This window comes from Flammeovirga sp. OC4, from assembly GCF_000812565.1.
Classification (GTDB): domain Bacteria; phylum Bacteroidota; class Bacteroidia; order Cytophagales; family Flammeovirgaceae; genus Flammeovirga.
In genome coordinates this window covers 285,504-309,175 of sequence record NZ_JTAM01000002.1, presented here as the reverse complement: position 1 = coordinate 309,175, position 23,672 = coordinate 285,504, and the positions used below count along the sequence as shown (strand labels likewise).

Genomic DNA, 23,672 nt, shown 5'->3' with positions numbered 1-23,672 from the left:
ACTATTAAAATTAGAAAAAGAGTGTCAACTTCTATTTTGACACTCTTTTTCATTTATAGTACTAAGAAACTTTCCCTTTTAAAGTAATGCTAGAGAATTGGTGTTACCTCTTTTACTAACTCCAATGCATCAAAAAACACTTTATAAGATTTTCCATTTTCTCCTGTTTTCCCTTCACATTGCCCTCCTGAATGAATAAAGTAAACATACTGTTTGGTACTTCTGTTGTCCAAATCTACTCGATCAGGTTTGCCTAACACTTTTCTGATATCAGTGATGCTTGTTCCGATAAGCTTATCTTTTACAGCAAGGAAATCGTCTTCCAATTTGGCACGTTCTCCATTACAAGCCATAGGGTCTGCTTTCCATGTTTTCATATCAAAATCTTCTTGTGAAATATCATTAGATTTTGCACAAGAGAGTAAAACATTGGCCAGAACAAAAAGAAAAAAAAGTCTCTTTATCATTATTTTATTACGTCAATCGTCTCAGCTTCCAAGGGGTCAGTAAGTTGTGTAATTCTGATGTTTCCTGTGCTTTTTTCTCTTCAAAGATCAGTTCAGAAACTAACGCAATACCTACTTTTTCCTCTTCCTCAGTGAGTGCCGAGGCTAAATATTCAGGTTTAAAAAATTTACTAACGAAGTTTGTACTAAAGTTACCTGAAGTAAAGGCTTCGTGGTGAAGTACAAACTTACAAAATGCAAGTGTAGTTTCAAGCCCTGTGATTTTATAATCGTCAATTGCCCTCAACATTTTTTGAATGGCTTCTTCTCTATCTTTACCCCAAACAATTAATTTACTCATCATTGGGTCATAGTGAGTACTCACTTCCATTCCTTCAGTGTATCCGCTATCGACTCTTACTCCTCTTCCTGCAGGTTCAATGTACCTGTGTAAAACTCCTGTATCAGGTAAAAAGTTTTGATATGGATCTTCTGCATATACTCTCACCTCAATGGAATGCCCTGTTATTTTCAAATCCTCTTGTGAATAACCTAATTCTTCTCCTTCAGCAACTCTAATTTGTTCTTTTACCAAATCCATTTGAGTGATTTCTTCAGTGACTGTATGTTCCACCTGTAGACGGGTATTCATTTCTAAAAAATAGAAAGAAAGATCCTCATCTAAAATGAACTCTACTGTACCTGCCCCAACGTAATCACAAGCCTTGGCCACATTTACAGCACTTTCACCCATTTTCTGACGTAATTCTGGTGTCAGCACTGCTGATGGTGCTTCTTCAATTACTTTCTGATGTCTTCTTTGAATGGAACATTCTCTTTCAAACAAGTGCACTACATTGCCATGTTGATCGGCAAGAATCTGGATTTCAATATGTCGTGGATTTTGAATGTACTTTTCTACAAAAACAGCCCCATCACCAAAAGAAGAAGTCGCTTCAGAAACGGCCCTTTTCATTTGTGATTCAAAGTCTTCAGGGTCATCCACTACACGCATTCCTTTTCCTCCTCCTCCAGCACTCGCTTTGATCAATATTGGGTATTTAATATCATCCGCCATTTTTTTAGCGGCCTCAATATCTGTGATTGCTTCATCTCCACCAGGAACAAGAGGAACATTGTACTTTGCTACAGTTGTTTTTGCTTCTAGCTTACTCCCCATTACTTCTATGGCTTTTGCTGAAGGACCAATAAAAGTGATTCCTTGTTCAGTAATTCTCTGAGCAAAAATGGCATTCTCAGAAAGAAAACCATATCCGGGGTGTACGGCGTCTATTTTATGTTCATGACAAATTTTAATGATCAAATCGATATTCAAATACGATTTTGAGGCCGTTGCCTCTCCTACACAAACAGCTTGATCTGCTAGATAAACGTGTGGAGCATCTTGATCTACCTCACTGTAAATTGCCATCGTAAAAATTCCCAGTTCTTTAGCTGAACGGATAATTCTTACAGCGATTTCTCCTCGGTTGGCAATCAGAAGTCTTTTGATCTTTTTCATCTTTGAATGGTTAGTGATTGTTTATTGTCTGGTGTTGTTATAAGTAGATGCTCAGTGCTGAACATACTCTTATTTCTAATTTAAGAGAAAGACTTCAATAATGTACTATTGTTTAAACCAATATTTTTCGAGTGTCGCAATAAAGGTAGAGGGAACAAAACCCTTCATGCCATTCCAAGAAAATTTCTTACCGTTATGTTGCAATTGCATCTCTCTTACAATCCCAAGCTTGGCATCTTCCATTTTCTCAATATGAGAATGCTTAAAATCCCATTCCCAATTTTTCAATTTCCCTTCTCCTGGAACTGCCCCAATGTACTCTAACCTATTTTCAAATAACAATAACACTCCAAAAGCCCTTTGATTATCCTCCAATAAAGAGGCCCACATTCCTGCTTTTACATCGTCAGTATTCAGTGATCTCTGTATAAGAATATTAATAATCTGATCTAATACTTTTTCCAACGTTGCATTGTTATTTATTTTCACTTCTAATGCCGTGAAGTGAGTTTTCCATTTATGTTGTAAAGAACTTTCCACTGTTTTAATAATTCAATAAAATCTAATAATACTTCAATTTACCTCTTTAAAAAAGGAAGAATTTCAATAAAAACATACTTCCGACTAAAAATATTATTAACTTTTGGAAAGTTATTCTTATTAAAAACGTTTATTAATGTAAGGGTAATCGAATGATCCCCAATTACTTTCACAAAAGAAATCCCTAATGAAAAACAATTACTTGAAATTAATATCACTTATCTTTTTTTCTTTCTGTGCTACAACGTTGACTTATGCTCAAAATGATGCTGAAGATTACTATGTCAAAGGTGAAGTATTTGCTGAAACGGGAAAATATGAACAAGCAATAATGGCTTATGAGGTAGCAATAGCAAAGGATGCTCAAAACCCAAAATACTTATACAAATTAGGTGTCACTTATCAGAAGTCCGGTAAGCCAGGCAAAGCAGAAGAAATATACAAAAAAACCGTTAAAGTTGATGAGAACTTTGTAGATGCACATCTTAAACTTGCTTTGATTTACAAAGAAAAGAAAGATTTCGATAAATGTATTAAACATTTAGATGCGGCCTTCAGAGGAACTACTGAAGTAGATAAACAGTTAGCTTATAAGACCAGAATTATCAATATTCTTGATATGAGAAAACGTTTTGATGAAGCTGGACCACACATTGAAGATGCAAAAAGTATTGCTCCTAATAACAATTATATTTTGTTTATGGACGCCAAATACCACAATTACATTACAAAAAATTATGAGTTAGCAAAAAATAGTCTTCAGCTCGCCATTGCACAAATGGAAGCAGAAAAAGGGAAAGCACATGAACATTATTATTATGAATTAGGTGTTGCCCACCATTCTTTGGAAGATTACCAGAATGCGAATATTGCCTTCAAAGAAGTGAGAGATGATAAACTAAGAAGTAAACTCTCTTCGATGACGCCAGAGTACTTGTATCAAGTAGCATCGGCTTATTACCAAGTTTATAATTTAGAAGAGGCCAGTAGTATTCTTCACTCCATTATTAAAATGAATAACACTTTTGAACCTGCTTATGATTTACTCATTGAATTGGAAGAAAATAAACTCGATAGATCTGAAGTCATAAAACTATTAGAGCACAAGGTTAGTATTCAAAAAGATAATACTGAAAAAGTGAAAATTCTGGCTGACTTGATTGACTTCGAATTAAAATTTGGTGATTATGATAATGCTTTCAGACATCTTGAAGAATTTAATCAAAATGGCATTCCCCTTCCTGATGTGAAGTTTATGCAAGCCGTGGCTTACCATTCTAACAATGAGAATGAAAAAGCAATTATACTTTTAGAAGATTTGATCAACTACAATGGTCCAAAAGTAAAATATAGAAGTTCATTTTTATTAGGGACTATCCTAGTAAAAGAAAAGAAATATAAAGAAGCAAAGTTAGCTTTTAGTCAGCCTTTCCCTGCGGAATTTAGCATTGCGGCAAAAGAGCAAATGAAGTTAATCAAGCAAAAGGAAAAAGATGAAATAGTTCAGAATAAATAAAGTTCCTTTTTCACGAAAATAGCCTTCTCAATTTTGAATTGAGAAGGCTATTTTTTTAGGCAATTATCGCTTTAAAACGTTCTTTTAAAGAGTTAATCGCTACTGTATCTCCAAAAATTTCATACTGTCGAAGCGTATCATCAAATAAAGCAAGAGTTCTCTTTGTCTTTCCCTCTTTTTTAGCCCATTGTGACAAACGTCTCAGCTTGACCAGGCATTTCATCGCACTTTGTTGAATTGCTATTTCTTCAAAGGCCAAAGAGTAAAGCTGATCTGATTTTTCATATTCTTCATTTTCCCATCTCCATTCAGCTTCCATAAAGAAAACCCAACCCTGAAATACTTCTTTGGAGTAACCAGACCAATATTTGAATCGGTCCAATATGCGTCTCAAGGCATCCAAATTGTTTTGGTGATCTTCACTTGTTGATGTCAAATGAATTGCTTTTAACAGCAATAACATTGGGTGAAGCAAGTTACCTTCGTACAAAGAGGGTTCATTATCCAAAATCATAATAACCTTTTCTTTGTTCTCTTCAATGGTAATATTACGAAGCTGAATTAAGTCCAACAGCGATGATACTGTATCAGGCATCACCTTCATATCATCATCACCAAACTTCTCTTTTACTAACTCTCTTGAGCTTTCAAGGCTATAACCACAGAATACTTGATATTGTAAATACCTTAGTTTTATAATTCTTTTCTGGTATTCATCTTCTGAATCTTTCACTAGATCAAAAGCTTCTTCCAAGAGATCAAAGGATGTTTTAAGAGAAGTAGACCAAGGTATTATATAAGAGGCAAAATCACATTTAAAACGAGAGAGTAACCAATTATCATTTGTTTCGGATAATAATTGTATACCCACTTTCGCATACTCGACTGCTTCAGGTACACTCTCGTACCTAGCTATCATATATTTCGATAAAGCCAAGCACCCCAAAGCGGTCACCTCTGATTTTCCATTTTCTATGGCGTGATTGACAATTTCTAATGCAATCCATTTAAACTTTTCCCAATTTTCAATTCGGGCATAAAGTGCAATAGAAGCCATTATTTTTAAACCTAAATCACTTTCTTTCAAGTGATAGTATTCTAGATTCTGAAAAGTTTCAGAGATCGTCTTTTCTCCAATATTTTCTAACAATCTCAATTGCTGTAAAGACAAATCTCGGTGTAAATCGCCAATATCTTGAGGGAGTGGGTATTCAACAAACTGCAGTACTTCATCCAAAAGTTGATACCACTGATGGATATCAATATATTGAGTTGAAACGGCCATTAAATTGGATAGATAGTTAGCTAGGTTTTGAGAATCTTCTATGTTTAAAGCAATATTAAAAATCTCATCAAATGATTGCTGGTATTGTTCAGAAGTAAGATTTCTTATGGCTAGTGGTGTAAATTTATCGTGACTCACAAGCTGAAGGATATTTAAGGTATAGTAATCAATTCTAATAAGTGCCAAAGCAAAATTAAGTGTAGCCAATTTTTCATTATCCCTATTTAAGTACAAGTTAAAAGGCATAATGACTCTCTATTTCATCTTTTTGAATCGATAATTACAAAGTGATAATAAGAGCTAGCGTACAGTTAATTTTGTGTGGTGTTTTGTCAAATTTAAGAAATTTAAACTAATTATTTAGGCACAATAACAACAACTCCCCTTAATTACTTGATTTTAAATCTGCTACAGGGTTTTTAATTCCTGCTTTAATCACATGGTAACTTACCGTAATAAATGTCAAAAATAAGGTTACACCTCCTGAAAAAAGGTAAGCATAAGGATCAATAGTGATTTGTTGAGGGAAATTTTCTAACCATAATTTCATGGCAAGATAAGAAAGTGGCCAAGCAATGAAACAAGCACTTCCTACTAGGAAGAAAAATTCTTTTGAGATAAATAACATCGCCTCAAAGTTTTCCATACCAAGTGCTTTTCTAATAGCTATTTCTTTATTTTTTTGAACCGTTATAAATGAAGCAAGGCCAAATAATCCTAAGTTGGCGATGATTACGCCTATAATCGAAAAGATCAAAGATACTTTTGCCAAGCGTTCTTCTTTTTGATATGAAGATTGTACTTTGTCTTTTAATAAGAATGAATCCATTAAGGTGTAAGGGACATGTTTAGTCCACTTTAGTGACATTTCCTTCTCTATTCTTCCCCAGTCATCAATCGTATCAAGTCTCAAGACCATATATTTTATATTGAATGACTTGAATAATCGGTTATCGTTTTTGAAAAGGATAAACGGCTCAATTTCTTTATGGAAAGATTCAAAATGAAAATCTTTTAAGACACCTGTTACAATATGTTCTCCTGCCCGATTGTAAAACTTTTGACCAATGACTTCGTTTGCATCATCATACCCCAAATAACGAACCATGGCTTCATTAATCAAAACATCACCATGATCACACTGTTTATTGTTATGGATATATTCTCCAGCTACAATATTAAAATTAAAGACATCAAAAAAGTCGTTTCTTATTTTCAAGCCCGAATAAAATGAGGAAGGCATACTTATACTGTCCCTGACAAATTCAAAAGGAAAAGTTTGTACTAGGACACCTAAGATCTCATCCATACCACTCACCGCTTCTACACCGTCGATCGATAAAAATGATTTTTTAATCTCACTATACTGATTCATGGAGTACCTTACTTCACCTAATGGAACTACAACTATGTTTTTAGTATTAAAACCAAGGTCAGCCTCTTTTAATAAATTCAGTTGTTTTCTGGCAACATAGGTACTAAAAAGTAAAAACATGGCAATCACAAATTGAATGATCACACTCCAAGTTCTGAATTTTTTTTGCTTCACGCCTATTACCCTTGTCACCTGCAATCCATCAATGGGTCTAAAACCTGAAAGGTAGTACATGGGATAAAAGCTAGATAAAGCACCCACAAAAATACCACTTCCTCCGATCAATAGTGTGATGGTTCTTGAATCAACTTGACGGATCTCAATGGTGTTATCTCCTAATATTTGATACAGATATGGGAATAACAGTTCCATAAAGACCAAAGCACCAAACATTGAAAGCACACTAAGTATGGAAGCCTCTACTAAAAATTGGATGATGATTTCAAATTGATCTGCACCTATTGCTTTTCTGATACCAACCTCTCTCACTCGAGTAGAATACCTTACAGCTGATAGGTTCATAAAATTGATAGAAGCAATAATCAATACCAGTAAAGCGATAGCACTAAAAATATAAATGTACATGTAATCTCCATTGTGAGACATTTCATAATCTAAATCAGAATATAAATGTATCTCTTCAATTGGCTGAAGGTACAATTGTACATAATCTCTTAAATACTCTGGAAACTTAGTTTCATCTTGTAAAAGTATATCAAAATCTGCTTCTAATTCTTCGGGTCTTACCCCTTCTTTTAAAAGCACATAAGTCCAACAAGGATTCCATTGCCAGAGGTCTCCTTTCATAATATTCTTATTGGTAATCAACAATGTAGAAAACGACACTAACAGCTCAAAATCGAGATGAGTAGGAATTTTAGACTTATCCACAACTCCTGTTACGGTCAAATAAAATTGATTATCATAGAGAATTTTTTTACCCAAAGGATCTTCCTCACCAAAGTATTTCTGGGCAATTTCTGTTGTGATAACTACACTCTGAGGATCCGAAAGAGCATTTGATTTTTTACCTCTTACAAGTGGAAAATCAAATATTTTGAAAAAGTCTTTATCGGTAAAGTATAAGCTTGGTTCATTGTATTGTTGTCCGTTCGCAAAAATCACATGAGAATACACTTGATGATTGAAAAAGCGAACAGTACTCTCTACATAAGTGGGGTATAAATCATTAATAGTTGGTCCCAATGCAATAGGGACACTTGCCGAACGCTCTCCGATATCTTGAGAGTCAATCACCTCAACGATTCTGTATGTTCTATTGGAATCTACATGATTATTATCAAAGGACAATTCATACTTTACAATTAAAAAAAGTAGAGCAAAAAAGGCTATTCCCATTGACATACCCACTATGTTTACTAATGAGTACAAGCCATGTTTAGCCAAGTTTCTGATTCCTATGATAATATAATTACGTAGCACTATTACTTCCCTTTGTTTAAGTTTTCGGTTACAATTTGTCCATCAAATAAATGGATGACTCTGGAAGCATAATCTGATGCCGCAGTAGAGTGGGTCACCATCAAAATAGTGGTTCCTAGTTCGTTTAAATTAGTGAGCATGTCCATGACCTCTCTACCTCTTTCAGAATCTAAGTTACCAGTTGGTTCGTCTGCTAAAATAAGCTTGGGTTGAGAAACAACCGCACGGGCCACGGCTACTCTTTGTTGCAATCCACCTGAAATATGCGTTGGAAAAGCATTTTTCTTATGTGACAACTGCAATCGGTCCATAATTTTATCCACTCTAAACTTTCTTTCATTCGGAGAAATGTGTTGATAGACCAATGGAAGTTCAATATTTTCAAACACTGTAAGGTCATCAATTAAATTAAAGCTTTGGAATACAAAACCAATATTAGACCTCCTTAATTCGGCTCTTCGCTTAGAAGACGCCTTACTCACTTCTTCCCCTTGAAATAGTACATTACCGTCGGAAGGCACATCCAATAAACCTGCAATATTGAGCAAAGTAGTTTTCCCACATCCCGAAGGTCCCATAATACACACAAATTCACCTTCATGAATATTTAGTGTGACATGGCTTAAAACTTGTGTTTCGTTTTCGTCTGTGGTGTATGCTTTTGATATGTCCTTTAACTGAATTACCGATTTCATAGCTTAAAAAGTGTAATAAAAATATACAACTGCAACAACCATTCATAATTCGGAGTACTTTTCATTATCAGTCAGTTAAAGAGTTTTGAGATCTTTATCTATTGTTCGCATCTGAACTATCTGTTCGATTACATTATACTGTACAAATCTATTAATCTATTTTATTCTTTTTAGATAAATGAACATATATTGAAAATTGTTTCTTATTCTTATATATAAGAAATTTGAATTAACCCAAATCACTAACCTTTAATTTTATGTTAACCTTTAAACTGCTTATAGAAAATCGAAAACAGGTCTACCACATCATTGAAAAATACAATTTTAGAGTAATCGACTACAGACCACACTACGAAATTGAATTTTTTGCTAAAAGTTATCAAGACTTCAACAAGACCTATTTTGACATTACAAATAAGCTACAAAATATGGATATCAATTATATCCTCTCTGACCATTTATATGTTCCTAACCCCAATAAAAAAGGAGCTTAAAATAAAAATTCGCCACCAATAAAAATCCCACAACATTATTGATGTTGTGGGATTTTTATTGACCATAATACTACTTAAGTTATAATATCATTTTCATATCTGAACATTCATCTTTATACATGTACATCATAACTGCTTTTACAGCTTCTTCTTTATTCTTTGCCTTACTCAACTTCTCAACCTTTTTATAAGAAGAATCAACTGACCAAATTTCTTTTTTATCGTACCATTGAAAGATGACTCCTTTTACCATATAGAATGTTTCTCCTTTAATTACTTTAGAATAAACATTGTTGTTTTCACTCTGAAAACGATCTCCTTTTGGTGCCGCTACTTTTGTAATGACCGTACCTGTATTAGGGTTGGTATAGAGCTCACAAGTACACCTCCCTTGAAACTGTTCTTCCTCTACATCTGTAATATTTAATTCAAGTACGTACCACTTACCTTCTTTAAAGGTAAATGTAGCTGTAATAAATTCGGTTCCTTTTGATAAAACTTTCCCATTACCATCATTGATTAGAGTATATTTTAATGCAAAAGAACAAATTCCTACACTTCCTTGAATTTTTGTAGAATAAATATCAATCACAGATTCTCTATGGACGTTCTGATTGTACTGATTGACAAAAATTGCTCTATAATCTCCTTTTCTCATCACATGATGATACCTTTTATTATCAACTGAGATACTTGTGACATTGACAATCGCATCAGGACGGAAATATTCCATCATCTGATCTACATTGTCTTTACTGTGGCCTTTTTTATTTTTCTCAATGATTGTTGTTATCATCTTTTCCAATTCCTTTTCGGATTGGGCAAATAATGAAGAACTAGAGAGGATCACGGAAAGCAACGTGAATAGAAATAGTTTTCTCATAATAATTAGCTTATCGGTAAATTTATTCGGTTTGAATACTCACTTAATTTAGGAGATATTTTTTTTTATCGAAAGAAAAGGAATCATATTATTTATATAATTCCTTTTCAACAATTTTTTATTGAACTTTTACACCAAAACATTCATCTTTATAAAGATACGCTATGATCTTTTGAACTACCTCCTCATGGTTTTTGGCAGTAGCTAATAAATGTATAGTATTTAATTCCTGATCTAAGACAAATACTTCTAAGTTATCTGTCCATTCAAATTTTACACCTTGCACCATAAATAAATCTCTTCCTTTTATCTTTTTGCGGTGAACACTATGAATATTTTTTTCAAAATGATCTCCTTTTGGTGACACAACCTTTGCCACTACATTACCGGTGTTTTCATTTGACAGAACTTCACATGAACATCTACCCTGATATTTTTCACTTTCAACATCCGTGATATTCAATTCTAATATTTTCCAAGTAGATGCTTTAGTAATTAATGTGGAAACAATAAATTCGGTTCCTTTCGACATTACTTTGCCATTAGAATTATTGACTAATGTATAATTTAAGGTAAAAACTGCAACAGCCGTATTTTTCTGTACTTGAATGTCATGTATCTCCAAGTTGTAGTCTCGTCTTACATTCTCTTTGTACATATTTTCATAAAGCGACTGATACTCTGTTTTACTCATTACTTTCTTGTGCTTTTTTTCATCCAATGATACATAAGTAATATTGATTAAAGCAGAAGGACTGAAATTGTCCATCACATTTTGAAGATCTGCCATCGGATCTTTAGATCTTCGGTTTTCAACTGCATCTTCAATTATTTTTTCTATCTCTTTTTTCGATTGAGCAAATGAACTTTGTGCTACGAAGAAAAACAGTACAACTGTAATTAGAATATTAGATAATGACCTCATAATGAATAAATTTTACTAACTGAACGTTTGAATAACATTTTATACGACAGTCCATCTTCCATGTTTAAACTATTTTCAATTATTCACATGTTTTCTTGAACTCTTTTTGAAAGGTCATTTATTCTTTGACAAGAAAGTGATTTTGGTAAAACACCTTATTTATAGTGAATATTTATTTACTGCTTGTTTTTTTAAAAAACAGGGTATATTTTCCATTTTTTCACGATTTCAGATAAGAAACAGATTCTAAACGAAGCGAATTAAGGAAATGAAAGTTTGTATTGCCGAGAAACCAAGTGTAGCAAGAGAAATTGCCAAAATAGTGGGGGCTTCTCAAAAAAAGAATGGATACTTTGAAGGGAACGGTTATCAGATCACTTGGACTTTTGGACATTTATGTACTTTAAAGGAGCCACATGATTATGATTCTACTTTAAAAAGGTGGGATATGGTTACGCTTCCTATTATACCTATCAAATTTGCGATTAAGCTCATTGATAATGATGGCACCAAACAACAGTTTAGAATTATAGAAAACTTGGTTCAGAATGCAGCAGAAGTAATCAACTGTGGTGATGCCGGCCAAGAAGGAGAATTGATACAACGTTGGGTGCTCCACCAAGCCAAATGTAACGTTCCAGTAAAACGCCTCTGGATTTCCTCTTTAACAGAAGAAGCCATCCGAAAAGGTTTTCAAAATCTGCAATCTGAAAAAGAGTTTGACTTATTGTATGCAGCAGGTAGTGCAAGAGCTATTGGAGATTGGCTACTTGGTATTAATGCTACAAGGTTATATACTATAAAGTATGGTGGCTACAAACAATTACTTTCTATAGGTAGAGTTCAAACGCCTACTTTGGCTTTGATTACGAATCGATATTTAGAAATTCAAAACTTTAAAAGTGAAAAGTATTGGGAACTCAAGACTAAATACAGAGAGGTAACTTTTAATGCCACAAAAGGACGATTTGAAAAGGAAGAAGAAGTAAAGGCAACACTTGAAAGTATTAAAGGAAAAGAGTTTGAAATCGTTTCTTTTAAAAGAAAAGAAGGTAATGAAACGCATCCTTATTTATTTGACTTAACTTCTTTACAAGTAGAGTGTAATAAAAAGTTTAGTTTCTCTGCTGAACAAACTTTAAAAATTGCTCAAAGTTTATACGAAAAAAAATTCTTAACCTATCCTCGTGTAGATACTACTTTCCTTCCTAATAACTTATACCCCGAAATTGGACCTACTCTAAAAGCGCTTACAAAGTTCGCACAAGAAACGGCTCCTCTTTTTGGAAAACCCTTCCGTAAAACTAAAAAGGTATTTAACGACCAAAAGGTAACGGATCACCATGCTATCATTCCTACAAAAATTTCAGTTCGAGGACTTACAAGTCAAGAAGCTGCTGTGTATGATTTGGTGGCTATTCGTTTTATCGCTGCTTTCTATCCTGATTGTAAAGTGGCAAAAACAGAAGTTTTAGGTAAGGTAGATCAGGTAGAATTTAAAACGACAGGTAGAGAGGTTTTAGAGCCAGGGTGGAGAATCTTGTTTAAAAAGGAGGAAGAAGAGGAAAAGAAAAGAAAAAAGAAAAAGGGAGACGAAGAGGAAGAGCAAACTTTACCAACATTCCAACAAGGAGAGAAAGGGCCTCATGCTCCATTTATTAAAAGTAAAGAAACCAAACCTCCTAAATTATATACCGAAGCGACTTTGCTAAGAGCAATGGAAACTGCCGGTAAAAATATTGATGATGAGGAATTAAGAAAAGCAATGAAAGAAAATGGTATTGGACGACCTTCAACAAGGGCCAATATTATTGAAACATTGTTTAAAAGGAAATACATCGAAAAACAAAGGAAATCTCTTGTTCCTACACAAGCGGGACTCAGTCTGATACAAACAATACAAAACGAATTATTGAAATCAGCCGAGCTCACGGGTATTTGGGAGAAAAAGCTTCGTCAAATTGAAGACGGTGATTATGACATTAATCTTTTTATGAATGAAATTAAAGAGATGGTGACTGAAGTTGTACAAAATGTAAAAATGCGTCGTTCTAACTTCAAAATTGAGACACCTACCACTTCATTACCCAAAACTTCGACTACTAAAAAGAAAACACCTCAAAAAGACATAAAACTTACTTGCCCTAAATGTAAAACAAGAGAAGTATTAAAAGGTAATTCCGCCTATGGCTGTTTAGGGTGGAAAGATAAGTCTTGTGATTTTCTTGTTCCTTTTAAATATGAAAATAAAAAATTAACGGATAGACAAATCCAATCTCTCATTCTAAAAGGAAGTACTCCTGAAATAAAAGGTCTAAAAATAGAGGGAACAACAGTGAATGGTATTCTTAAACTAGATGACAATTGTAAAATCACTTTCCAAAAAATAGAAGAAAAGCCATTAATCTGTCCAAAATGTCAGAAAGGTCAAATTTTAGAGGGAAAAACAGCTTTTGGCTGCGGAAATTGGAAAAGTGGGTGTGATTTTAGGGTAAACTATGAGATTTATGGTAAAAAGATCACAAAATCACAGTTGAAATCACTAATTCAGAAGGGAACAACCTCAAAAATTAAGGGATTTTCAGAAAATCCGCACAAAATTTCAGAAGGAAGGTTAAAATTGAACCCTGATTTCACAATTACGATTATAAATTAATAATTACAAGGTTCATTTTAAAACCTTTATAGATAACATTTGACAACATTCTGTTGAAACATCGTTAAAAAAACACCCTATTTTTTAAAAATTATCTATTTTTTTATAGAAATAGGTCAATTTTTCATGTTAAGATTTGCAAAGGATAATCTTTACCTCTACAATTGTATTAGAAATCGAGGGGAATAAAGCGAAAAGATTTCTATCTGAATAGCCATTCCCTTTTATAGATGTGAGTGATCCGTTTATTGAGTACCCCTCAATAAGCGGGTGTTTCACTTCAATGATCGAATTTTAAATACTATCTATAATTTTTAATTTTTGACTGCAATGTTCTCAACAATTCACCTACTTGCCGACGCAACATTGGCAACTGAGGCAGTAACGCAAGCAGTTACTGCAGAGCAACTACAAACAGTAAGTTTAACAACAAGCAACGTATGGATGCTAGTATCTACTATGCTAGTATTTATCATGGCCTTAGGCTTCGCATGTGTTGAAGCTGGTTTCACTCAAGCTAAAAACACAGTAAACATCCTCTTCAAAAATACAGTGGATTTATCAGTAGGACTTATCTCTTACGCATGGTTCGGATTCAACCTTATGTATCCAGGAGAATTCAATGGAATTTTCGGTTTCGCAGGATGGGGATTAACTCCAGATTTATCTCCTGACTATGCAGGAGGTGCTTACACGTACTGGACTGACTTCTTATTCCAAGCGATGTTCGCTGCAACTTGTGCAACAATCGTTTCAGGTGCAGTAGCAGAAAGAATCAAAATCACTTCTTACTTCATCTTCACTTTCTTCTTAGTAGGATTCATCTACCCTGTACTAGGTTCATGGCACTGGGGTGGCGGATGGTTGTCTGAAATGGGCTTCTATGACTTCGCAGGTTCTACAGTAGTACACTCAGTTGGTGGATGGGCTGCATTGGCAGGTATCATCGCAATTGGTGCTCGTAAAGGTAAGTATGTAAACGGTAAAGTTGTTGACAAGCCAGGTTCATCAGTTCCGTTAGCAGTAATTGGTGTATTCTTATTATGGTTTGGATGGTTCGGATTCAACGGTGGATCAGTTCTTTCAGCAGATCCTCAATCAATCTCATTAGTATTAGTTACTACAACTTTAGCTGCAGCTGCAGGTGGTGTTGGTGGCTGGATCGGTGGTTACATTATGTTCAAGCGTTATGACTTGGGTATGGTGTTAAACGGTATCTTAGCTGGTCTAGTAGGTATTACTGCTGGTGCTGACCAAATGTCTCCAAACGAAGCAATCCTAATCGGTATTGTATGTGGTATCGTAGTAGTATTCTCTGCGGTAACTATGGACAAATTCAAACTTGATGATTGTGTTGGTGCAGTTTCAGTTCACTTAACTTGTGGTATCATCGGTACTTTAGCAATTGGTGTACTAGGTGCTAAAGCTGGTATGGATCAGTTTGTTACACAATTAATCGGTGTAGCTGCTTACGGTGCAGTAGCATTCACAGCTTCATTAGCAATCTTCTACGGATTGAAATTCACAGTTGGTGTAAGAGTATCTGAAGAGCACGAATCTGAAGGTCTTGATAGCCATGAGCACGGTATCCGTGGTTATACTATCACTTTCGACAACTAAGATATAAACATAAGAGGAGAGAGAGATTTACATCTCTCCTCCCCCTAAAAAAAATATTGTATACGTAACCCGTTAGTTCCGTTACAATTATTATTCATCTCACATAATTCAATCTCATTACTGTTCAAGGTAATGGCATTTACATCCGAGTAATTACAGTTTGTGTGCATTGTTCTTACTTAAAAATTTATTATTCACCTCTATAATTTTTCTACAATGAAGACTAAATTATTCTCTTTGATCGCTCCACTTATGGTAGCGGGTTCAATGGCTTTTGCACAAGATAACTATGACAACGCTGAAGTTCAGCCAGAAGCAACTGAAGAAACAACAGAAGAAGAAGCTAACAAATTATCAATCTCTGGTTCAGTAGATTTATACTACAGATACGCTGGAGAGGTAAATAACGCTCCTACATCTTTCGCTGGTTCAAACAATACTATTGCTTTAGGTATGGCGAACGTGATCTTCTCACAATCATTAGGTAAAGCATCATTCGTAGCTGATTTATCTTTTGGACCAAGAAGTGACGGATCTCTCGGAGAAGGTAACTTCATCCAAAATTTATATGCTTCATACCAGTTAACTGACAAGTTAACAGCTACTGGTGGTTTTATGGGTACATTCGTTGGATACGAAGTAATCTCTCCAACAGCGAACTTCAACTATACAACTTCTTATTTATTCTCTAATGGTCCTTTCCAAAATGCAGGTGTAAAATTAGACTATGCATTCTCTGACAAAGTATCATTAATGGTAGGTTTATTCACTGACAGCTGGGATGTAACTGCTGAGTCTTCTTCATCTGGTATGTCAGGTATTGGTGCTCAATTATATGTAGCTCCAGTAGACGGATTAGATCTTTACTTAAATGCTTTTAACTCAAACACAAGAATGGTATTTGATTTAACTGCAGGTTACCAAGCAACTGACGCTTTCTATGTAGGTTTGAACGCTGCTTATGCTGACAAATCAGTAGATGATATGGGACAAGTTTACACAGGTGTTGCAACTTACTTACAATACCAAGTTAGCGAAACAGTTGGTTTAGGTTTAAGATACGAGCACTTCATCGACGAAAACAAAACAGTAGGAGCTGATGGAAGCAAAGACACTGTTGCTGGTGATTTTGGTACAGTAAACGCATTCACTTTATCTGGTAACGTAGCTTTAGGTCCACTAATGGTTATACCTGAAGTTAGAGTAGATACTTCTGATATCGACGCGTTCTCAGACAAAGACGGTGCTTCAGATTCATTCACTCAAGCATTAGTAGCAGTTGTATATGCATTCTAATAATTAATATTATAGATACAACAACGGAAAAGCCGGTGCGATTTATCGCATCGGCTTTCTTTTTTACCCTCTTGTATAAAAAACATCCTCTTCTTCAGAATATACAGCTACATTTTCATCAATCAGGGTAATTTTATAACCATATTGCCTCAAAAACTTACTTTTTAAACTGTAAAAAGATAATTTTTAAAGAAATTTCACCTTCAATCAAAATCTTCAAAAATTTACAGTGTTTTTTAAAAAAATCATTAATTAACACCTAGTTAGATTAGAAATTACCCATAAAGTCAATTTTTTCTTGATTTTTTTAAAAATCAGAGTGATATTTACACCGTAAACAAATTATAACGACTTCTGCTAATGAACAAACTTCCTAACCTATTATTAGCGTTATTTAGAACGTTCGAGCAATAGTTTTTTAATCTCACATTACAATGACAAATCTTCGTTTTAACGCCCTTGAGACAGCTTCAGCTAGAACAGCAAAAGAAGTTGAAGCACCGTCTAACAAAATCTCAGATTATTTTGGCGAGGACTGTTTCGGTCTTCCTCAAATGAAAGCTGCACTTGCTCCAGCTATCTACAAGAAAGTAGAATCTGCAGTAAAGTATGGTACTAAAATCGACGAAGCTACTGCTGACGCTGTTGCATCTGCAGTAATGACATGGGCCGTTTCTAAAGGTGTTACACACCACACTCACTGGTTCCAACCACTAACTGGATCTTCTGCAGAGAAGCACGACTCTTTCTTTGATTACACAAAAGGTATTGAAACTTTCAAAGGTTCAACACTTACTCAACAAGAGCCAGATGCCTCTTCATTCCCTAACGGCGGTATCCGTGCAACAAACCAAGCACGTGGTTATACTGGTTGGGATCCTTCATCACCTATCTTCATTACAAACAAAACGCTTTGTATCCCTACTATCTTCGTTTCTTACACTGGAGATACATTAGATTACAAAACTCCTTTGTTAAAAGCACAAGAAGCTATTAACAAAGCGACTATCGACGTTTGTCAATTCTTCGAAGAAGGTGTTACTAGTATTTCTGCTTCATTAGGTTGTGAGCAAGAGTACTTCTTAGTAGACAAAGCTTTCTACGCTGCACGTCCTGATTTATACATCGCAGGTCGTACTTTATTTGGTGCTAAGCCTCCACATGGTCAGCAATTAGACGATCACTACTTCGGTTCTATCGCTCCACGTGTTGCAGCATTCATGAAAGATTTCGAATTACAATGCCACAAATTAGGTATTCCTGTAACTACACGTCACAATGAGGTAGCTCCAGGTCAATTCGAAGCAGCTCCATTATACGAAGAAATCAACACAGCTGTAGATCACAACTTGTTGATGATGGACGTTATGGAACAAGTTGCTAGTGAGCATAACTTAGCTGTTTTACTTCACGAGAAGCCATTCGCTAACTTGAACGGTTCTGGTAAGCACAACAACTGGTCATTGATCACTAACAAAGGACGTAACTTATTCCAACCTGAAGGTTCATTATATTTCTTAACGTTCTTAGTTAACACTATCAAAGCGGTTCACGTTTATGGTGACTTAATGAGAGCGTCAATTGCTTCAGCGGGTAACGATCACCGTTTAGGTGCAAACGAAGCTCCTCCTGCAATCATGTCAGTATTCTTAGGTTCTACTTTGACTAACTTCTTAAACGAAGTTGCTGAGTCAGGTAAACTTGTTTATGCTGAAGGTGGCGATGAGTTCATCGAATTAGGTATCGATAAGATCCCTGGTCTTAAGTTAGACAACACTGACCGTAACAGAACTTCACCATTTGCATTTACTGGTAACAAGTTCGAATTCCGTGCAGTAGGTTCTACTCAAAACACTGCAACTCCAATGACAGTGTTGAACTTAATCGTAGCTGAGCAATTAACTCAATTCAAAGCTTCAGTTGACGCTGCTATCGCTGGCGGTAAAGACAAAGAAGCTGCGATCCGTGAGATCTTAGTTCAATACATCAAAGAATCTGAAGCTATCCGTTTCGAAGGTGACGGTTACTCACAAGAGTGGGTTGACGAAGCAGAGTCAAGAGGTCTTTCTAACGTAAAAGATACTCCTCGTGCTCTTGATTTCTTCATTGCTGAAGAAGCTAAAGAAATCTTCGCTAAGCACAACGTATTTAGCGAAAGAGAAATCGAAGCTCGTCATGATGTATGGTCAGAGATCTACTCTACTAAGATCGACATCGAGTCTAAAGCAATGGAGGAAATCGTACTAAACAAAGTACTTCCTGCTGCTGCTAACTATGTTTCTACATTAGCTGACTCGGCTTCAAAATTAAAAGACCTTGGTTTAGACGCTTCTGCAATCACTACTACAATTTCTGAAGTAACTGGTTTCATGAAGACTGCTAAAGAAGGTGTTGCTGCAATGGTAATCGAGCGTGATAGAATTCTTGAAATCGAGGATACTAATGCTCAAGCTGTTGAGTTCTGCGATAGCATCAAGCACAAATACTTCGACACAATCCGTGAAGCAGTAGATCGTCTTGAGTTATTCGTTGATGACGCTCAGTGGCCATTACCGAAATACTCTGAAATGTTATTCCTTAAGTAATTAGGGATTTAATATAATGTGGGATGTTTATACAGCTCATGAGCCTTTTTAGGCTCATGAGCCCACTTTTTCCCACTGAAATTAAGCGATTTATAAAATAAATCGCTTTTTATATGCAAAAAGGCTTGTGTATTTAAAAATAAACCTGCTATATTTGCATCGCATTAAAACGGCGATCGTAGCTCAGTTGGTTAGAGCACCGGTTTGTGGTTCCGGGGGCCGTGGGTTCGAATCCCATCGTTCGCCCAACAGTTTTAGCACTTTCAAGCAATTGGAAGTGCTTTTTTTATGTCTTAGGTTTAGCTTTTCCTCTATTTTTCAACCATTCTAAAATAATTGGAAAATGATCTGTCACCGCCTCTTTAGCGGTACAAATATTAATATGATCATAGTCTAGGGCATACCCCTTCTCTTTCGACAATAAAATAAACTTATCTTCTGGGTTGTTAACTTCCTTCATTAATCGTCTCACGTCTTTTTCATGCCCCAGGTAATACTCTTTTTTACCAGTCATATATAATGTAGGGGGAATGTTTTTCGCTTTCTTGAAAGCTGTCAAATAATCAAACTGATCACTAGGGTCAATCCATTCGTCAGTCGCATAAACCCACTTCTTGCAGTCTTCATACACCCCTTTGGATTCATTCTCCTGACCAATCCTCATTTTCTTTACTGGAAAATAGCCATAGAACTTTGTCATCATTTGTGCTACAACACTCCACACAAAATCCACCTCAAACCTTTTCTTAAAAGAATCCACTACAATACTCCTTTTTGAGGCTAGTAAACACATTGACGCAATATTTAATTGTTGATGTCTTGCTATATGTGCCAACATCCAAACTCCACCCCAAGAGTGAGCTACCACGTGAATGGGCACATCCCAACGATGATGACTTCTTATTTCATGTAACAAGGCGGGAATCTCTTCCTCAATGGCATGTATTTGTTTGTTTTTACTGTGTTTTGATACAGCAGGTGTACTTTTACCTCTCCCTCTAAAATCCGGCACAAAAACATCAAATCCTTTTTCAGCAAGAAAAGGGGCCAGTCCTTTATCCTTCAAAGAATAAAAAATACGTCCACTTTCCATACTTCCATGGATCATTAATATGGCTTCTTTTGCAGTGGTTTGAGTATATCTTTTAACAAAGAGTTGATCGTCCTTTACAGGGACAAATAGATTTTCTGAGATGAATTGATAGTCTGCGGTGGAGTGCATGTTGTTTATTTGTGTATATGTTGTTCTTCAATTTATACAAAAATTGATAAAAAATTAAATTTGAAATCTTTAATTGTAATGTTTATATCACTTCTGTTTTAAATATTGCTTTGTAATCGTACCTTTGCCTATCAATAATGAGTCTAAATAAAACTCCGTATAAGGTACATGGGTATTATAAACAATTTAGTGAGTATAGATCGCCTTCCATTAGGTAAGATTGGCATCATTTCAGAATTTAAAGATAAAGTCATTGGCAGCAGGCTTATTGAATTAGGGCTTTACCCTGGTAAACCTGTTTCAGTAATTAGAAAAGCCCCATTTAAGGGAGCGTTGTATTTAAAATCTGACCATCAATCTTTCGCCATTGGGCATCAAGAAGCTAAAACTGTTTTTTTAACGACTACCTCGGAGAAATAATATATGAACACAGATAAACTTCAAATTGCGCTATTAGGAAATCCTAATGTGGGCAAGTCATCCGTTTTCAATCAACTAACCGGTCTTCGACAAAAAGTAGGTAACTTTCCAGGAGTCACAGTAGATAAAAAAATTGGTGCTACAACTTTACAGAAAGGTCAAAATGCCACTGTTATTGATTTCCCCGGTACTTATAGTCTCTATCCTACGTCATCAGATGAGAAGGTAGTATTGAATACTTTTGCAAATCCAGACTCTAAAGATTATCCCGATGTCATCATTTATATTGCAGATGTAACAAACCTAGAAAGACATCTTCTATTACTAACGCAGGTACAAGAATTAAATATTCCTATCGTTCTTGGTCTAAACATGAGTGACATCGCAGAACGAAAAGGGCAAATCACAGACATACAGAAACTCTCTAAAAAATTAAACCTTCCTGTTATTTCAATCAATGGTAGAACTGGTGAAGGTATTGATTTATTAAAGAAAGCTGTTCTTGAAGTAACGAAAACCCCTCTCGCTACAATTGATGCTTATTCTTTTCAAAAAAATGATTCAGAAAAGCATGTCATTCAAGAAATTTTAAATAGTGAAAACATTGATAATCCTTATCAAGCTTCACTTTGGGCACATCATGTAGATGATCTTTCCTTTTTAAAAACAGGTACGAAGGAAAATATCAACAAAATCAGAGCAAATCATGATTATAATGATATGCGATTCCAAATTGATGAAACTTTGCTTCGCTATAATTTTATTAGCCCGTTAGTACAAGATATTGTCAAAGAAAATCATCAACTTGAATCTTCATCAGCAACAGATAAGATCGATAAAATTGTAACACATAAATTCTTTGGTCCTGTTATTTTCTTTGCACTACTCCTACTAGTCTTTCAATCTATTTTCTCTTGGGCTTCTGCTCCTATGGATTGGATTGATGGCGGTATTGCCAATTTGGGAGAATACTTTAAAGACATTTTACCTGAAGGATGGGCTACTGACTTACTCCTAGACGGTGTTTTAGCTGGCTTAGGAGGTGTTTTAGTCTTTGTACCACAAATTACAATTCTATTCTTTTTGATTTCATTGATGGAAGAATCAGGATACATGTCAAGAGCCGTCTACCTTTTTGATCGCTTAATGATGAAATTTGGGATGAGTGGTAGATCTATCATATCATTGATTTCAGGAGGAGCATGTGCGATCCCTGCCGTCATGGCAACAAGAGCTATTAGTAACTGGAAAGAAAGAATGATCACGATTATGGTGACTCCTCTGATTTCTTGTTCTGCCAGAATTCCTGTCTATGCTATTCTAGTGGCGTTTGCTGTACCGAATGAAACCGTTTTGGGGATCTTCAGTCTTCAGGGACTTGCCTTTATGGGATTATACTTATTAGGAATTGTCGCAACATTAGTGGCTGGAATTGTATTTAAGCTTATCTTAAAGTCTGATGCACCTTCATTTTTAGCAATGGAATTACCAAGTTACAAAGTTCCTCACTGGAAAAACGTAGCATTAACAGTAAGTGAAAAAGTGAATACTTTTGTCACTGAAGCCGGTAAAGTCATTATTGTTATTTCGATTATTTTATGGGCTTTAGCAACTTACGGTCCTGGCAATTCAATTGAAGATGCAGCTGCTAAAGCTACAGTTGAATTACAAGATATGAACTTAGACGAAGTGGCTTCTGCTGATTATGTTGCGGCCAAACAATTAGAAGCTTCTTATGTTGGTATATTAGGTAAAGCAATTGAGCCTGTTTTTAGACCTTTAGGATTTGACTGGAAAATCAGTATTGCCTTGGTCACTTCTTTTGCAGCAAGAGAAGTATTTGTCGGCACCATGGCTACAATTTACAGCGTAGGATCTGCCGAAGATGATATTGCTCCATTGAGACAACGATTAACCAATGCGGTCAACCCTGTTACGGGTGAAAAGGAGTTTACCACTGCAACGGCTTACTCACTAATGATATTTTATGTTTTTGCAATGCAATGTATGGCGACATTAGCAGTAGTAAAAAGAGAAACAAAAGGTTGGAAATGGCCTGTTATTCAATTTATCTATATGAGTGCATTAGCCTATTTCGGGGCATTAATTGCTTACAACATATTCTAATTCAAATAACGTTATAAGACAGTTATCTAAAATATAAATGAAGCGTGATGAAATTATTTTTTCATCACGCTTCATTTTTTTATTTCACCTCGGCATAACCAAATAATACGCTATACTGCTTACACCACACTAAAACGTATTTGTTTTTAGTGTAATCAACCCCGGATGGGATATTATAAGATTGCTCTCCTGTAGTACTTTGCATTAAACCTAAGTCTATAAAACCATTTCCATTAAGCTCTTGTGCCAAGTAAATGTATAAATCAGGGCCTGAATCGGATTTAAAATCACTGTGCATTTTGAGAACATTATCTTCAATTGTCACACCTCCAGAAGTTGGATGAGCACTTCCTTTAAAGGTACCCATTAGAGTCCCTACATCCATAGGAGTTGAAGATGTCGTATCTACATTGGCGTCCAAAGTCGTAAGATCCAATGGTGTTGGCTCATCCTTTGAGCAAGAAAAAATCATTAAACATCCTAGAATAATAGAAATAAGAGTTACTTTTTTCATAGTGTGTAATAATTTAAGTTGTTAATTTGCTATAAATAAAATTCAAACTTGAATAAATTGTTTTCACTTTTGATCAATGTACATTGTACTCAATCTTTAATTGGTCGT

Annotated in this window: 18 protein-coding genes and 1 tRNA gene; 9 read left to right on the top strand and 10 right to left on the bottom strand. The window is 35.2% G+C overall.

The window, feature by feature from the left end; genetic code table 11:
* Positions 1-89: 89 nt before the first annotated feature.
* The 3 genes from PL77_RS02945 to PL77_RS02935 form a co-directional block, all read right to left on the bottom strand.
* A complete protein-coding gene (locus PL77_RS02945; RefSeq protein WP_052444122.1) occupies positions 90-467 on the bottom strand; it encodes a hypothetical protein in 378 nt (125 codons plus the stop codon).
* A 7-nt stretch (positions 468-474) separates the two neighbouring features.
* The gene (accC, locus tag PL77_RS02940; protein ID WP_044201477.1) at positions 475-1,968 is read right to left on the bottom strand and encodes an acetyl-CoA carboxylase biotin carboxylase subunit; all 1,494 of its coding nucleotides are present in this window, start codon (positions 1,966-1,968) and stop codon (positions 475-477) included.
* A gap of 105 nt (positions 1,969-2,073) precedes the next feature.
* The gene (locus tag PL77_RS02935; RefSeq protein WP_044201475.1) at positions 2,074-2,508 is read right to left on the bottom strand and encodes a hypothetical protein; all 435 of its coding nucleotides are present in this window, start codon (positions 2,506-2,508) and stop codon (positions 2,074-2,076) included.
* A 187-nt stretch (positions 2,509-2,695) separates the two neighbouring features.
* On the opposite strand from PL77_RS02935, the gene PL77_RS02930 reads away from it, so the two are divergent.
* A complete protein-coding gene (locus tag PL77_RS02930; protein ID WP_044201471.1) occupies positions 2,696-4,024 on the top strand; it encodes a lipopolysaccharide assembly protein LapB in 1,329 nt (442 codons plus the stop codon).
* A gap of 55 nt (positions 4,025-4,079) precedes the next feature.
* On the opposite strand, the gene PL77_RS02925 is transcribed toward PL77_RS02930, so the two are convergent.
* From PL77_RS02925 to PL77_RS02915, 3 genes are all read right to left on the bottom strand, one after another.
* Entirely contained in the window at positions 4,080-5,555 is a 1,476-nt protein-coding gene (locus PL77_RS02925; protein ID WP_044201468.1) for a hypothetical protein, read from the bottom strand.
* Between the two features lie 139 nt (positions 5,556-5,694).
* A complete protein-coding gene (locus PL77_RS02920; protein ID WP_156152223.1) occupies positions 5,695-8,127 on the bottom strand; it encodes an ABC transporter permease in 2,433 nt (810 codons plus the stop codon).
* A gap of 2 nt (positions 8,128-8,129) precedes the next feature.
* Complete coding sequence (locus PL77_RS02915) at positions 8,130-8,822, bottom strand: ABC transporter ATP-binding protein (RefSeq protein ID WP_044201463.1); 693 nt, start codon at positions 8,820-8,822, stop codon at positions 8,130-8,132.
* 257 nt (positions 8,823-9,079) lie between these two features.
* Here PL77_RS02915 and PL77_RS02910 point away from each other — a divergent pair, with 257 nt between their 5' ends.
* Complete coding sequence (locus PL77_RS02910; RefSeq protein WP_044201461.1) at positions 9,080-9,316, top strand: hypothetical protein; 237 nt, start codon at positions 9,080-9,082, stop codon at positions 9,314-9,316.
* Between the two features lie 79 nt (positions 9,317-9,395).
* Here PL77_RS02910 and PL77_RS02905 read toward each other — a convergent pair whose 3' ends face one another.
* Both PL77_RS02905 and PL77_RS02900 read right to left on the bottom strand, forming a co-directional pair.
* Entirely contained in the window at positions 9,396-10,199 is an 804-nt protein-coding gene (locus PL77_RS02905) for a hypothetical protein (protein WP_156152222.1), read from the bottom strand.
* Positions 10,200-10,317: 118 nt separating this feature from the next.
* Positions 10,318-11,124: a hypothetical protein gene (locus PL77_RS02900; RefSeq protein ID WP_044201457.1), complete on the bottom strand. Its 807-nt coding sequence runs from the start codon at positions 11,122-11,124 to the stop codon at positions 10,318-10,320.
* Between the two features lie 268 nt (positions 11,125-11,392).
* On the opposite strand from PL77_RS02900, the gene PL77_RS02895 reads away from it, so the two are divergent.
* From PL77_RS02895 to PL77_RS02875, 5 genes are all read left to right on the top strand, one after another.
* Positions 11,393-13,780, top strand: a complete 2,388-nt coding sequence (locus PL77_RS02895; protein WP_044201455.1) for a type IA DNA topoisomerase — start codon at positions 11,393-11,395, stop codon at positions 13,778-13,780.
* Between the two features lie 330 nt (positions 13,781-14,110).
* Positions 14,111-15,400, top strand: a complete 1,290-nt coding sequence (locus PL77_RS02890; protein WP_044201454.1) for an ammonium transporter — start codon at positions 14,111-14,113, stop codon at positions 15,398-15,400.
* A gap of 216 nt (positions 15,401-15,616) precedes the next feature.
* Positions 15,617-16,696: an outer membrane beta-barrel protein gene (locus PL77_RS02885; RefSeq protein ID WP_044201451.1), complete on the top strand. Its 1,080-nt coding sequence runs from the start codon at positions 15,617-15,619 to the stop codon at positions 16,694-16,696.
* A 434-nt stretch (positions 16,697-17,130) separates the two neighbouring features.
* Complete coding sequence (locus PL77_RS02880) at positions 17,131-19,281, top strand: glutamine synthetase III (RefSeq protein WP_044201449.1); 2,151 nt, start codon at positions 17,131-17,133, stop codon at positions 19,279-19,281.
* A 172-nt stretch (positions 19,282-19,453) separates the two neighbouring features.
* A tRNA-His gene (locus PL77_RS02875) sits at positions 19,454-19,527 on the top strand.
* Between the two features lie 40 nt (positions 19,528-19,567).
* On the opposite strand, the gene PL77_RS02870 is transcribed toward PL77_RS02875, so the two are convergent.
* A complete protein-coding gene (locus PL77_RS02870; RefSeq protein WP_044201447.1) occupies positions 19,568-20,503 on the bottom strand; it encodes an alpha/beta fold hydrolase in 936 nt (311 codons plus the stop codon).
* Between the two features lie 189 nt (positions 20,504-20,692).
* On the opposite strand from PL77_RS02870, the gene PL77_RS02865 reads away from it, so the two are divergent.
* Both PL77_RS02865 and feoB read left to right on the top strand, forming a co-directional pair.
* Positions 20,693-20,923, top strand: a complete 231-nt coding sequence (locus PL77_RS02865; protein ID WP_172665791.1) for a FeoA family protein — start codon at positions 20,693-20,695, stop codon at positions 20,921-20,923.
* 3 nt (positions 20,924-20,926) lie between these two features.
* Positions 20,927-23,050, top strand: coding sequence for a ferrous iron transport protein B (gene feoB / locus PL77_RS02860; RefSeq protein ID WP_044201442.1), 2,124 nt, complete (start codon positions 20,927-20,929; stop codon positions 23,048-23,050).
* Positions 23,051-23,129: 79 nt separating this feature from the next.
* Here the strand turns inward: feoB and PL77_RS02855 are convergent, their stop codons facing one another.
* Positions 23,130-23,564 carry a DM13 domain-containing protein gene (locus PL77_RS02855; protein WP_052444121.1) on the bottom strand — a complete coding sequence of 145 codons (435 nt, stop codon included), beginning with the start codon at positions 23,562-23,564 and terminating at the stop codon, positions 23,130-23,132.
* Between the last annotated feature and the right edge of the window lie 108 nt (positions 23,565-23,672).